The organism is Streptomyces sp. NPDC051136 (assembly GCF_044455745.1).
GTDB lineage: Bacteria > Actinomycetota > Actinomycetes > Streptomycetales > Streptomycetaceae > Streptomyces.
The window spans coordinates 429514-441750 of sequence record NZ_JBITFE010000001.1 but is presented as its reverse complement, the minus strand read 5'-3'; the positions used below and the strand labels follow the sequence as shown (position 1 = coordinate 441750).

The following is a 12237-nucleotide window of genomic DNA, read 5'->3' as shown; positions in this document are numbered from 1 at the left end:
CAGCGAGGAGCCGCGATGCGTGTCGCCCTGTTCCTGACCTGCGTCAACGACACGCTCTATCCGGACACGGGCCGTGCCGTGGTGAAGCTGCTCACCCGGCTCGGTGTCGAGGTCGACTTCCCGATGGCTCAGACGTGTTGCGGACAGGCCCACTACAACACCGGTTACCGGCACGAGGCCGAGCCGCTGGCCCGGCACTTCGCCGACGTGTTCGCGGACCACGACGCGATCGTGACGCCCTCGGGCTCGTGCGGCGCGATGGTGCGGGAGCTGTATCCGCGGATGGGCGAGCGGGCACGGGCGGAGGGCCGCGGGGACGCGCTCGCGGCCACGCTGGCGCCGGTGGCGCCGAAGACGTACGAGCTGACGGAGTTCCTCGTCGACGTGCTCGGGGTGACGGACGTGGGGGCGTACTACCCGCACCGGGTGACGTACCACCCGACCTGCCACGGCCTGCGGAGCCTCGGCCTGGGCGACCGGCCGCGGCGGCTGCTGGAGGCGGTGAAGGGGCTGGAGCTGGTGGAGCTGCCGGGCGCCGAGGAGTGCTGCGGGTTCGGCGGCACCTTCGCCGTGAAGAACTCCGACGTGTCGGCGGCGATGGGAGCGGACAAGGTGCGCAACGCGGAATCCACCGGCGCGGACGTGCTGTGCGCGGCCGACAACTCCTGTCTGATGCACATCGGCGGGACCATGACGCGGCTGCGCACGGGCCTGCGACCGGTGCACATCGCGGAGATCCTGGCGAGCACCGAGGAGGCGGCGGCCGTATGAGCGGGACGTTCGTGGGGATGCCCGCCTTCCCGGTGGCGGCGCGGGAGGCGGTGGGCGACACGACGCTGCGCGGCAACCTGCGCCACGCCACCCGCACCATCCGCGACAAGCGGGCCCGCGCGGTCGCCGAGCTGGACGACTGGGCGGCGCTGCGCGAGGCCGGGAAGCAGATCAAGGACCACACGCTGCGCCACCTGGACCGGTACCTGGTGCAGGTGGAGGAGGCGGTCACGGCGGCCGGCGGCACCGTGCACTGGGCCGCGGACGCGGACGAGGCCAACGAGATCGTCGCCCGGCTGGTCGAGGAGACCGGTGAGAGGGAGGTCGTCAAGGTCAAGTCGATGGCGACGCAGGAGATCGCCCTCAACGAGGCACTGGAGGCGCGGGGGATCCACGCCTACGAGACCGATCTCGCCGAGCTGATCGTGCAGTTGGGCAAGGACCGGCCCTCGCACATCCTGGTCCCCGCCATCCATCGCAACCGCGGGGAGATCCGGGACATCTTCCGCTCCGAAATGGGCGAGTGGGGCCGTCCCGCGCCCGAGAACCTGACGGACACGCCCGCCGAACTCGCGGAGGCGGCCCGGCTGCACCTGCGGGAGAAGTTCCTGCGGGCCAGGGTCGGCATCTCCGGCGCCAACTTCGTCGTGGCGGAGACCGGCACGCTGGTGGTCGTGGAGTCCGAGGGCAACGGGCGGATGTGCCTGACCCTGCCCGAGACGCTGATCTCGGTCGTCGGCATCGAGAAGATCGTGCCGACGTGGCGGGACCTGGAGGTCTTCCTGCAGACCCTCCCCCGCTCCTCCACCGCCGAACGCATGAACCCGTACACCTCCATGTGGACCGGCACCACCGACGAGGACGGCCCCGGCACCTTCCATCTGGTCCTGCTGGACAACGGCCGCACCGACACCCTCGCCGACCAGGTCGGCCGCCAGGCGCTGCGCTGCATCCGCTGCTCGGCCTGCCTGAACGTCTGCCCGGTGTACGAGCGGGCCGGCGGTCACGCCTACGGCTCGGTCTACCCCGGCCCGATCGGCGCGATCCTCAGCCCGCAACTGCGCGGCACCGGAAGCGAGATCGACGCCTCGCTGCCGTACGCCTCCTCGCTGTGCGGGGCCTGCTACGAGGTGTGCCCGGTCGCCATCGACATCCCCGAGGTGCTGGTGCACCTGCGGGAGCGGGTGGTGCAGGGCGGGCCGGCCGTCCGGCACGGCAACCGGGTGGTGCTGAAGCCCGCCAAGGGCCATGCCGCCGAGCGGGCGGCGATGCGGGCGGCGCAGTGGGCGTTCACGCACCCGGGCGCGCTGCGGGCCGGGCAGCGGCTGGCCTCGCGCACCCGCCGCCTGCACCCGCGCACGCTGCCCGGTCCCGGCCGGGCGTGGAGCGGCAGCCGGGACCTGCCCGCGGTGCCCGCGGAGCCGTTCCGGGACTGGTGGCAGCGCACGCACGGCGGGAAGGGCGGAGCCAAGTGAGCAGCAGGGAACGGGTCCTGGGCCGGGTACGGCGGGCGCTGGCGGACGTGCCGGCCGACCCGAGGCCCTACGAGGAGGCCGTCGCGCGGGACTATCTGCGCGAGCACGGGCACCGGTCGGCCGCGAAGACGGTGGACCTGCTCGCCGAGAACCTGGCGGACTACCGGGCGGTCGTGCACCGCGCGGACGAGGAGGAACTTCCGCTGCTCATCGAGCGGTTGCTCGCCGAGCGCGGCTCCCGGCAGGTGCTGGTGCCGCCGGGTCTGCCGCCCGGGTGGATGCCGGCCGCCGGTCCGGCCCGCGTGCACGACCGGGCGGCGAGCACACCGCACGAGCTGGACCGGGTGGAGAGCGTCGTGACCGGCTGCGCCGTCGCCGTCGCCGAGACCGGCACGATCGTCCTGGACGGCTCCCCCGACCAGGGGCGGCGGCGCATCAGCCTCGTCCCCGACCACCACATCTGCGTCGTGCGGGTGCCCGGGCAGGTCGTGTCGTCGGTGCCCGAGGCCCTCCGACGCCTCGACCCGACACGCCCGTTGACGTGGATCTCCGGCCCCTCCGCGACCAGCGACATCGAGCTGGACCGGGTCGAGGGGGTGCACGGTCCGCGCACCCTGGAGGTGGTGCTGCTGGGCGGCCCGTAGCGCGGCCGGGGTGTCGCTGAGTACACCCTCCGATACGGGCTCTGCGCCCCGTGTGGCAGGGCGCCGCTCTCCGTAGCGTCTTCCACGAGGCGCCGCACAGGGCGGGCCGCACGGAAGGTGATGACGATGTTTCGTTCCGGCGCACGAGGCTCCCACGACCCGGGCCCCGCCCCGGAGGCCCTCCGGCTCGTCAAGGTGACCCGGACGTACGGCTCGGCGGACAACGCCGTGACCGCCCTGGACGGTGTGACGCTGAGCCTGGGGCGCGGCACCTTCACCGCGGTGATGGGACCGTCCGGTTCGGGCAAGTCCACGCTGCTCCAGTGCGCGGCGGGCCTGGACCGGCCGGACAGCGGCATCGTCTGCGTGGACGGCACGGAGCTGACCGGCGGCGGCGAGGCGGAGCTGACGAGGTTCCGGCGGGGCCGGGTCGGGTTCGTCTTCCAGCAGTACAACCTGCTGGAGACGCTGACCGTCGCGCAGAACACGGTGCTGCCGCTCAAGCTGGCCGGACGCCGCGTCGACCGGAAGCGGGTGCGGGAGGTCCTGGCGTCGGTCGGCCTCGGGGACCGGCTCGGTCACCGTCCCGCCCAGCTCTCCGGCGGTCAGCGGCAGCGGGTGGCGATCGCCCGGGCCCTCGTCACCGAACCGCGGGTGATCTTCGCGGACGAGCCGACGGGCGCGCTGGACACGCGCAGCGCCCGGCAGGTGCTGCTGCTCCTCCAGGAGGCGGTGCGGGTGCACGGGCGGACCGTGGTCATGGTGACGCACGACCCGGTGGCCGCCTCGTACGCCGACTCGGTGGTGTTCCTCGCCGACGGCCGGCCGGCGGGGCGGATGGACGCCCCGACTCCGGACGCGGTCGCGGAGCGCCTGGCGCACCTGGGCGACGACGTGCCGGCGGGGGTGTGAGCGATGGTCGTTCTCGCTCTGCGGTCGATCCGGCGGCGCCCCGGACGCTTCCTCGCGACGCTGCTGTCCGCCTTCCTGGGGGCGGCGATCATCATGACGTTCAACTCGATGCACGACACGGCCGGGCAGGACGGCGTCGACCCGGTCAGCTCTCAGACCCTGGGCACGGCGGCGGGGGTCGTCGGCGGGTACGGCACCCTGCTGGTGTTCTTCGCGGTGGCCTCGACGCTGACGGTCAACGTGCGTCAGCGCACCGCCGAGCTGGAGCTGCTGCGCTGCTCGGGGGCGACCCCGGCGCAGCTCAAGCGGATGGTCGTGGGCGAGGCGGTGGCCGTGGCGCTGGTGGGCGCCGCGCTGGCGATCGGCCCGGCGATGCTCGGCGGACGGGCGCTGCTGGACATGTTCCAGGACAGCGGCCAGGTGGCCCGGTCCGTGGACTACTCCTTCGGTCCGGTCGCGCTGCTGAGCGGCGTGGACATCACCCTGCTGGCGTCCGCGGGCGCCGCGTTCCTCGCGGTGCGGCGGCTGACGCGGGGCGGCCGGGAGCGGGCGGGGGCGAAGCGGTTCCTGGCGTACGCGGCGCTGGTCACCGGGGCACTCGGGGCCTGCTCGACCTTCTTCTTCTCCGCGACGGACGAGGCGCTGATGGCGGCGCCGGCCTACGGGGCGATCCTGCTGTCGGCCGGTTTCGCGCTGCTGTCGCCGCGTCTGCTGAAGGGCCTTCTCGACCGGCTGCCGCTGAGCGGTGCGAGCGGGTGGCTGGCCGTGCGGAACCTGCGGGAGCGGGCGGTCCATCTGGCCGGGGTCCTGGTCTCGTTGATCATGTTCACCGCCGTGTCGACGGCGACGGTCACGATGCAGGCGGTGGAGAGCGACGCGGTGAAGGCCTCTGGTCTGGTCAAGTCGGTCGACGCGAAGAACCTGGAGACGCTCAACCTCACGGTGGTCGGCATCATCGCGGTGTTCGTCTGCGTGATGCTGGTGAACTCGCTGTACGCGGCGACGACCTACCGCTCGCGTGAATTCGGTCAACAGCGGCTGGCGGGGGCGACGCCCGGCCAGGTGCTGGGTGTGGTGGCCGTCGAGGGCGTGATCCTCACGGTGACGGGGGTCCTGCTCGGCACGGCGGCCGCGCTGGCCGGTGTGGTGCCGTTCACGGTGGTCCGCACCGACGCGGTACTGCCGGACCAGTTCCCCGGGGTGTGGCTCACCATGGTGTCGGTGTCGGCCGCGGTGACGCTGGGGACGAGCCTGGGCACGGCCCGGCGGGTGCTGCGGACGCCGGCGGTGCGGGCGGTGACACCGGCCGCGTGAGAGCCGGGGCGAGACCCGGGGCGAGACCCGGGGCGAGCGAAGGGGCGGCCGCCGTGGCGGTCGCCCCTTTCCTCCTGCCTCCCGACGTGGCTAGTCGGCCTTGGCGTACTCCTTCGCCATGCTGCCTGCGAAGTCGTACACGACGCACTGTCCGTCCCCGACGACCCAGGCGTCGTGGCCGGGCGAGCAGACGAACACGTCGCCTGGACCCACCTCGCTCTCCGCGCCGTCGTCCATGCGGATGTGCATGCGTCCCTCGGCCACGTAGCAGTTGTGGTGGATCATGCAGCTGTCGGTGCCCGCGATCGGCGCCACGGACTCCGACCAGCGCCATCCCGGCTCGAAGGTGGCGACGGCGAAGTCGAGCCCTTCCATGTGCACGGCCTCGATGTGCCCGCGGGGGAAATCGCGTCGCTCGTCCGGCTTGTCGAGCGTCTTTGCCTCCAGCATGACGCTCCTCCTTCCCTGGCCCACCACTCCATCGTCCACCTGTCAACCCGGGGGCGCCATCCGGGGGACGCCCGCCGTCAGCGGGGCGCGCCGCAGAGACCGGCGAAGCGGGCCGCGTCCACGTTGCCGCCGGAGAGGATCACGCCGACGCGGCCGGGCAGGGCGTCGATCCGGCCGGCGAGGAGGGCGGCGAGCGGGGTGGCGCCGCTGGGTTCGAGGACGGTCTTCAGCCGTTCGAAGGCGAAGCGCATGGCGCTGCGGATCTGGTCGTCGGACACCAGCACGACGTCGTCCAGGAGCCGCCGGTTGAGGGAGAACGTCAGCTCGCCGGGGGTGGGCAGGGCCTGGCCGTCGGCGATGGTGCGCGGGACGGGCACCGTCACGCGCCGGCCCGCGGCCAGCGAGCGCCTGGTGTCGTCACCGGCCTCCGGTTCGACGCCGATCACCCGGGTGCCGGGGTGCAGGCCCTTGACCGCGGTGGCGCTCCCGGCGATCAGTCCGCCGCCGCCGACCGGTGCGACCAGTGCGTCCAGCTCGCCCGTCTCCTCGACCAGTTCGAGGGCGGCGGTGCCCTGCCCGGCGATGACGTGCGGGTGCTCGTAGGGCGGGATCAGGGTCAGGCCCCGCTCGGCGGCCAGCGCCTCGGCGAGGGCCACGCGGTCGCCGGTGTAGCGGTCGTAGGTGACGATCTCGGCGCCGTAACCGGCGGTGGCGTCCCGTTTGGACGGCGGCGCGTCCTCGGGCATGACGATCACGGCGGTGGTGCCCAACTCGCGGGCGGCCAGGGCGACCGCCTGGGCGTGGTTGCCCGAGGAGTAGGCGGCGACTCCCCGGGCCAGCTGCTCCGGCGTGAGGCGGGAGACCGCGTTGTAGGCGCCGCGGAACTTGAAGGCGCCGACCCGCTGGAGGTTCTCGCACTTGAGGAAGACCTCGGCGCCGACCCTGGCGTCCAGGGTGCGCGAGCGCAGCACGGGCGTGCGGTGCGCGACGCCCTCGATGCGGGCGGCGGCGGAGCGGACGTCGTCGAGGGTGACCGGCGGGGTGGTGGTCGTCACGGGTGTCCTCAGGGGGTGTCGGCGGCCGGTCCGGTGACGGCGCGGGCCTGGGAGAGGTAGTGGTAGGCGGAGGCGCGGGAGATGCCGAGCCGGGCGGCGACGTGCTCGACCGAGCGGCGTACGGCGAACACGCCGCGCGCGTCGAGGTCGCGGAACAGTTCGAGCCGCCGGTCCCGGTCCAGCGCGGCCCAGCTGGTGTCCCGGCGCAGCGGGTGGTCGTCCACGATGGCGTCGACCACGGCGTCGATGTCGTCGCCGAAGGTGGTCGCCGGTACATCGGCCGGGGTGCGGGCGGTGCCGGCGAGGGCGCCGAGGAGGGCGTGGGCCCGGTCGACGGCGGTGACGTCCAGGTTGACGCACAGGGCGCCGAACACGGAGCCCGTGGAGTCGCGCAGCACCATGGTGGAGGACTTGAGCAGCGTGCCGTCGGCCGTTCGCGTGACGTAGTTCAGCTCGTCGCGGGCCTCGTCGCCGCGGGCGAGCACGCGCATGCCGATCTCGCTCATCGCCCCGCCCGCCGTCCGCCCGGTCACCGAGCCGGCGACGGCGACGACGGAGTGCTCGGGGTGACGGTAGTCGTGCAGCACCGCCTCGCAGACCGGTCCGAAGGTCGCGGCGATCCCCTCGACGACGGGGCGCAGCGCGGCCAGGACGGCATCGCGCTCGGCGTCCGGTGCGGCTTCGGTCATCCGGCCCTCCTGGCTCCGTCTCCCCGCGGGGACTGCTCTGGTGGACTCCTCTTCCCGGACTCCACGTCCAGACTACACGTCCAGGAATTGGACGAACAGTCCAGCGCTTCCCGCCCGACAGGCGTCACCCGTCGGCCGGACACCGCGGGAGCCCGCGGCCCGGCACGGGTATGTGTCCCGCTGCCCACGAGGCCGACGCGGCCGGCGACCACCGGACCCCGCGCGGCACTCCCCCCGCCCGAGCCGCTCGTACGGAGGTCGCCCCCCATGCCCGAGGACGCCAGGTCCCCCAGGAAGCCGCGCGGCAACCGCGCCGCGCTCACGCACAAGCTCGGGTACGCCCTGCGCCACCCCGAGCGCGTCGCGCCGTACCTCCGCCGGGCCGGCCGGGACGCGTGGCTGCGCGCCCGGCACCCGGACCACGTCGGCTACTACCGCGCGGTGATGACCTCCGACACCCGGCGCAGTCCCGAGGCCGCGGTAGGGAGCCGTACCCACGACCGCTGGCTGGCACTGGGGGCGATGCAGTTCGACTACCTGATGGAGCACGGGCTGCGACCCGGGCACCGCATGCTGGACATCGGCTGCGGCAACCTGCGCGGCGGCTGGCGGTTCATCGACCACCTCGACACCGGCCACTACTACGGCGTCGACATCTCGCCGGACATCCTGATCGCCGCCAAGGAGACGGTGACCGAACGCGGGCTGCAGGCCAAGCTGCCCCACCTGACGCTCACCGCGGACCTCCGCCTGGACTTCCTGCCGGAGAACCACTTCGACGTCGTCCACGCGCACAGCGTCTTCTCGCACTCGCCGCCGCGCGTGATCGACGAGTGCCTCGCACACGTCGGCCGCGTCCTGACCGACACCGGGTTCTTCGACCTCACCTTCGACCGGACCGAGGACACCGAGCACCAGGTGCTGCGCGAGGACTTCTACTACCGCACGGACACCCTGCTCACCCTGGCCGCCCGGCACAGACTGCACGCGCGGTTCATGGAGGACTGGGAGAAGCGGCCGCACGGCCAGTCCAAGATCCGGGTGAGCCGTTCGCCGCTCCCGTCGTAGACCACGGAGCGGACGCGACCGCCGCCGGCCGAGGCGGGTGCCGGCCCTCTACGGGCGCGGATTGACGCGCCGCCAGGCGGGCCGGGCGTCCGCGCCCCGGCGGCCGGCCGCGGCGGCACAGCGGGGGCAGACCCGGCGCACGGCGTCGGCGGCGCCGCCGGACTCGGGCAGCACGTCGGTCCACGCGACGCCGGAGAACCGGGAGAGCCGTGAGCGGTGCAGGGACAGACCGCACACGGTCTCGTTCCTGCCCTGCTCCCACGCGTGCACCTCGCCGGCCGGCAGCCAGCGGTTGTCGTCCTCGTCCCACCAGCGGCCGGAGGCCGCCACGTCGTAACGCCGTGTCCTGGCCATCGGTTCGGCCCTCCGCCTTCCTCTCCCGTACGCCCACGCCTCGCGGCTTCCGGGTGCCCCGAGGGTGCCGCGCCCACACGCGCGTACCTCCTCCTGTGTGATCACTCCGCAAGCCCTGCCCGTTTGGGGCGTTTTGTCTGCTTAGCATGCGGGGTCCGCGCATCGCGGGGCCGGCGCCGCCGAGCGACGGGACCCCCGGCACGGACTGCCACGCCCCGTACGAGAGGACAGCAGATGGCGACCACGGGCCGTCCCGGCGCACTGGCCGAGCACGCCTTCTCCCCGCACGACGCCGTGATGGGCGCCGCCGTCCGGCACCTCGGCCGGCGGCGCTTCCTCACCGTGACCGCGGCCGCCGCCGCGCTCGCCTTCTCCACCAACCTGCCCGCCCGCGGCGCGGTCGCCGCCCCCCAGCGCAGGGCCCGGATCGACAAGGACCCCTTCACCCTCGGTGTCGCCTCCGGCGATCCGCTGCCGGACTCGGTGCTGCTGTGGACCAGGCTGGCGCCCGAGCCGTTCCTGGAGGACGGCGGGATGGGCACGGAGCGGGTGACGGTCGAGTGGGAGGTGGCCCTCGACGAGTACTTCGCGGGCGTCCTCTTCCGCGGCACCGCCGACGCCCACGCCGAGTACAACCACAGCGTCCACGTCGACGTGAAGGGCCTGACGCCCGGGACGGTCTACTACTACCGGTTCCGCGCCGGTGTCTGGCTCAGCCCCGCGGGCCGCACCCGCACGGCGCCCGCGGCGGGCAGCGCCACCTCTTCGCTGAAACTCGCGGCGGTCGCCTGCCAGGCCTACATGGACGGCTACTACACCGTGCTCCGCCACGTCGCCCAGGACGACGTGGACGTGGTGTTCCACCTCGGCGACTACCTGTACGAGTACGCGGTGAACCCCGAGGGCGGGGAACGGCACTACACCGGCGTCACGCTGCCCGACGTGTTCAACCGGGAGACGATGACCCTCGCGGACTACCGGCTGCGCTACTCCCTCTACAAGAACGACGAGGACCTGCGTGCCGCGCACGCCGCCCACCCCTTCGTCGTCACCTGGGACGACCACGAGACCGAGAACAACTACGCGGGCAGCATCCCGGAGAACGACATCCCGCCGGAGGAGTTCCTGCTGCGCCGGGCCGCCGCCTACCGCGCGTTCTGGGAGAACCAGCCGCTGCGCGCCGCCCAGCTGCCGCAGGGCCCGGACGCCCAGCTGTACCGCCGCCTGCACTGGGGCACGCTCGCCCAGTTCGACCTCCTCGACACCCGCCAGTACCGCTCCGACCAGGCCTACGACGACCGGCCGCACGCCCCCGGGGCCGAGTCGGACGACCCGGCGCGCACCATCACCGGCGCCGCGCAGGAGCAGTGGCTGCTGGACGGCTGGAAGGGCTCGACGGCGCTGTGGAACGTGATGCCCCAGCAGGTGTGCTTCTCCCAGCGCAAGTTCGACGTGACCGCCGACGCCGCGCTCTCCATGGACGCCTGGGACGGCTACCGCGCCTCGCGCGGCCGGGTGATCGCCGGGGCGAAGGCCGCCGGGGTCGACAACTGGCTGATCCTCACCGGTGACGTGCACGTGGGCTACGCCCTCGACGTCAAGGAGGACTTCGACGACCCGGACTCCGCCACCGTCGGCACCGAGGTCACCTGCACCTCGGTGGCCAGCGGCCGGGACGGCGTGGAGAAGCCCGCCAACTGGGACCTGTACATGCAGGCCAACCCGCACATGAAGTTCTACAACGGCAAGCGCGGTTACGTCCGGGCCGAACTCGGCCGGCAGGCCACCCACCTCGACTTCCGGACGGTCTCCGCCATCAGCACCCCCGGCGCCCCGGTCACCACGGTCGCGTCCTTCGTCACCGAGGCCGGCGAGCCGGGACTGAAACCCGCCTGACCCCGCCCGCCCGCACGAGGCCGCCCGCGTACTGCACATGGCACCCACGGCGTCCCCCATCGCGCGAAACAGGCCCGCGCCGGGCATCACCGCGGATCTTTGCGGCAAGGCCTGTGACTTCGCCGCAGGCGCACCGACATCCACGGTCGCCCACCGCACACCGCTGTCTCGCACAGCACTCGAAGGAGGCACATCGCATGGTCGGCAGACATGCCGCGCGCAGCCGCCGCGCAGCCCTCACCGCGCTCGGCGCCCTGGTCCTGACCGCACTTCCCTCGGCCGCGTCGGCCGCGCCGCCGCCCGTCCCGGGACCGCGGCCGGCCGCGGCCCGCACGCCGGACGCCGCCGTGGCCCCGGCGCGGCTGCTCAGCGCCATGGAGCGCGACCTGAAGCTGGCGCCCGGGCAGGCGGCGGCCCGGCTGGTCAACGAGGCCGAGGCGGGCACCCGTGCGGGCATGCTGCGCAACACGCTGGGCGACCGCTTCGCCGGTGCCTGGGTGAGCGGTGCGACCTCCGCCGAGCTGACCGTCGCCACCACCGACGCCGCGGACACCGCGGCCATCGAGGCGCAGGGCGCCGAGGCGGCCGTCGTCGACCGGAACCTGGCGGAGCTGCGCGCCGTCAAGGAGAAGCTGGACACCGCCGCCGTGCGGATGGGCACCCGGCAGACACCGGTCTGGTCCGTCGACGTGAAGGCCAACCGGGTCGCCGTCCAGGCCACCGGCAAGGCCCTCGCGAAGGCCTTCCTCGCCGTCGCCGGGGTGTCGGACAAGGACGTCGACGTCCAGGTCTCGTCCGACCAGCCCCGGGTGCTGGAGGACCTCGTCGGCGGCGACGCCTTCTACATCGACGACCAGGCCCGCTGCTCCATCGGGTTCTCCGTCACCAAGGACGAGCAGCAGGGCTTCGCCACGGCCGGGCACTGCGGCACCCCGGGCGCCACCACCACCGGGTTCAACGAGGCCGCCCAGGGCACCTTCCAGGCCTCGACCTTCCCCGGCAAGGACATGGCCTGGGTGGCGGTCAACTCCGGCTGGACCGCCACACCGGACGTGAAGGCACAGGACGGCGAGAAGATCCAGATCGCCGGGTCGGTGGAGGCGCTGGTGGGGGCGTCGGTGTGCCGTTCCGGTTCGACCACGGGCTGGCACTGCGGGACCGTGCAGCGGCACGACACGAGCGTCACCTACCCGGAGGGCACCGTCGCCGGGCTGACGCAGACGACGGTGTGCGCCGAACCCGGCGACTCCGGCGGCCCCTACGTGTCGGGCACGCAGGCGCAGGGCACCACCTCCGGCGGCTCGGGCGACTGCACGAACGGCGGGACGACCTTCTACCAGCCGATCAACCCGACGCTCAGCGACTTCGGCCTCACCCTGAAGACCACCTCCGCGGCGTCGCAGACGCCCGCGCCGCAGGACAACGCGGCGGCGGACGCGTGGGCCGCGGGCCGGGTCTACGAGGTCGGCACCACCGTGTCCTTCGACGGGGTGCGCTACCGGTGCCTGCAGAGCCACCAGGCGCAGGGCGCGGGATCACCGGCGAGCACGCCGGCCCTGTGGCAGCGGGTCTGACCGGCGTCGTACTCCGTCTCCGGCGCGGGACCGCT

General features: G+C 73.5%; 12 protein-coding genes. 8 read left to right on the top strand and 4 right to left on the bottom strand.

All coding sequences use genetic code 11. The features are described from left to right. Positions 1 to 15: 15 nt before the first annotated feature. The 5 genes from ACIBCJ_RS01865 (at position 16) to ACIBCJ_RS01845 (ending at position 5116) form a co-directional block, all read left to right on the top strand. Complete coding sequence (locus ACIBCJ_RS01865; protein ID WP_362092030.1) at positions 16 to 771, top strand: (Fe-S)-binding protein; 756 nt, start codon at positions 16 to 18, stop codon at positions 769 to 771. Then, positions 768 to 2246, top strand: a complete 1479-nt coding sequence (locus ACIBCJ_RS01860; RefSeq protein WP_362092027.1) for a LutB/LldF family L-lactate oxidation iron-sulfur protein — start codon at positions 768 to 770, stop codon at positions 2244 to 2246. The genes ACIBCJ_RS01865 and ACIBCJ_RS01860 overlap by 4 nt, the downstream gene beginning before the upstream one ends. Continuing rightward, complete coding sequence (locus tag ACIBCJ_RS01855) at positions 2243 to 2890, top strand: lactate utilization protein C (protein WP_362092024.1); 648 nt, start codon at positions 2243 to 2245, stop codon at positions 2888 to 2890. Before ACIBCJ_RS01860 ends, ACIBCJ_RS01855 begins: the two co-directional genes overlap by 4 nt. 120 nt (positions 2891 to 3010) lie before the next feature. Continuing rightward, positions 3011 to 3802, top strand: a complete 792-nt coding sequence (locus ACIBCJ_RS01850) for an ABC transporter ATP-binding protein (protein ID WP_393523671.1) — start codon at positions 3011 to 3013, stop codon at positions 3800 to 3802. A gap of 3 nt (positions 3803 to 3805) precedes the next feature. Next, positions 3806 to 5116, top strand: a complete 1311-nt coding sequence (locus tag ACIBCJ_RS01845) for an ABC transporter permease (RefSeq protein ID WP_362092021.1) — start codon at positions 3806 to 3808, stop codon at positions 5114 to 5116. Positions 5117 to 5206: 90 nt separating this feature from the next. Here ACIBCJ_RS01845 and ACIBCJ_RS01840 read toward each other — a convergent pair whose 3' ends face one another. From ACIBCJ_RS01840 to ACIBCJ_RS01830, 3 genes are all read right to left on the bottom strand, one after another. After that, positions 5207 to 5566 carry a cupin domain-containing protein gene (locus ACIBCJ_RS01840; protein WP_133884980.1) on the bottom strand — a complete coding sequence of 120 codons (360 nt, stop codon included), beginning with the start codon at positions 5564 to 5566 and terminating at the stop codon, positions 5207 to 5209. A gap of 77 nt (positions 5567 to 5643) precedes the next feature. After that, positions 5644 to 6621 carry a threo-3-hydroxy-L-aspartate ammonia-lyase gene (locus tag ACIBCJ_RS01835; protein WP_365978778.1) on the bottom strand — a complete coding sequence of 326 codons (978 nt, stop codon included), beginning with the start codon at positions 6619 to 6621 and terminating at the stop codon, positions 5644 to 5646. An 8-nt stretch (positions 6622 to 6629) separates the two neighbouring features. After that, entirely contained in the window at positions 6630 to 7310 is a 681-nt protein-coding gene (locus ACIBCJ_RS01830) for a PAS domain-containing protein (RefSeq protein ID WP_362092014.1), read from the bottom strand. Positions 7311 to 7577: 267 nt separating this feature from the next. Between ACIBCJ_RS01830 and ACIBCJ_RS01825 the strand changes: the two genes are divergently transcribed. Beyond that, complete coding sequence (locus tag ACIBCJ_RS01825; protein ID WP_365978779.1) at positions 7578 to 8378, top strand: class I SAM-dependent methyltransferase; 801 nt, start codon at positions 7578 to 7580, stop codon at positions 8376 to 8378. A 48-nt stretch (positions 8379 to 8426) separates the two neighbouring features. Here the strand turns inward: ACIBCJ_RS01825 and ACIBCJ_RS01820 are convergent, their stop codons facing one another. Continuing rightward, complete coding sequence (locus tag ACIBCJ_RS01820; protein WP_362092008.1) at positions 8427 to 8732, bottom strand: hypothetical protein; 306 nt, start codon at positions 8730 to 8732, stop codon at positions 8427 to 8429. Between the two features lie 234 nt (positions 8733 to 8966). On the opposite strand from ACIBCJ_RS01820, the gene ACIBCJ_RS01815 reads away from it, so the two are divergent. Then, positions 8967 to 10628, top strand: a complete 1662-nt coding sequence (locus tag ACIBCJ_RS01815) for an alkaline phosphatase D family protein (RefSeq protein WP_362092005.1) — start codon at positions 8967 to 8969, stop codon at positions 10626 to 10628. A gap of 197 nt (positions 10629 to 10825) precedes the next feature. Next, positions 10826 to 12202 (top strand): trypsin-like serine protease, encoded by a 1377-nt coding sequence (locus tag ACIBCJ_RS01810; RefSeq protein ID WP_362092002.1) that lies wholly within the window; start codon positions 10826 to 10828, stop codon positions 12200 to 12202. Positions 12203 to 12237 lie beyond the last annotated feature (35 nt).

What these genes read in the sequence shown, in the direction of transcription:
- ACIBCJ_RS01865 (WP_362092030.1), top strand. Translation starts at nt 16, where the DNA reads ATGCGTGTCGCCCTGTTCCTGACCTGCGTCAACGACACGCTCTATCCG.
- ACIBCJ_RS01860 (WP_362092027.1), top strand. Translation starts at nt 768, where the DNA reads ATGAGCGGGACGTTCGTGGGGATGCCCGCCTTCCCGGTGGCGGCGCGG.
- ACIBCJ_RS01850 (WP_393523671.1), top strand. Translation starts at nt 3,011, where the DNA reads ATGACGATGTTTCGTTCCGGCGCACGAGGCTCCCACGACCCGGGCCCC.
- ACIBCJ_RS01845 (WP_362092021.1), top strand. Translation starts at nt 3,806, where the DNA reads ATGGTCGTTCTCGCTCTGCGGTCGATCCGGCGGCGCCCCGGACGCTTC.
- ACIBCJ_RS01840 (WP_133884980.1), bottom strand. Translation starts at nt 5,566, where the DNA reads ATGCTGGAGGCAAAGACGCTCGACAAGCCGGACGAGCGACGCGATTTC.
- ACIBCJ_RS01830 (WP_362092014.1), bottom strand. Translation starts at nt 7,310, where the DNA reads ATGACCGAAGCCGCACCGGACGCCGAGCGCGATGCCGTCCTGGCCGCG.
- ACIBCJ_RS01825 (WP_365978779.1), top strand. Translation starts at nt 7,578, where the DNA reads ATGCCCGAGGACGCCAGGTCCCCCAGGAAGCCGCGCGGCAACCGCGCC.
- ACIBCJ_RS01820 (WP_362092008.1), bottom strand. Translation starts at nt 8,732, where the DNA reads ATGGCCAGGACACGGCGTTACGACGTGGCGGCCTCCGGCCGCTGGTGG.
- ACIBCJ_RS01815 (WP_362092005.1), top strand. Translation starts at nt 8,967, where the DNA reads ATGGCGACCACGGGCCGTCCCGGCGCACTGGCCGAGCACGCCTTCTCC.
- ACIBCJ_RS01810 (WP_362092002.1), top strand. Translation starts at nt 10,826, where the DNA reads ATGGTCGGCAGACATGCCGCGCGCAGCCGCCGCGCAGCCCTCACCGCG.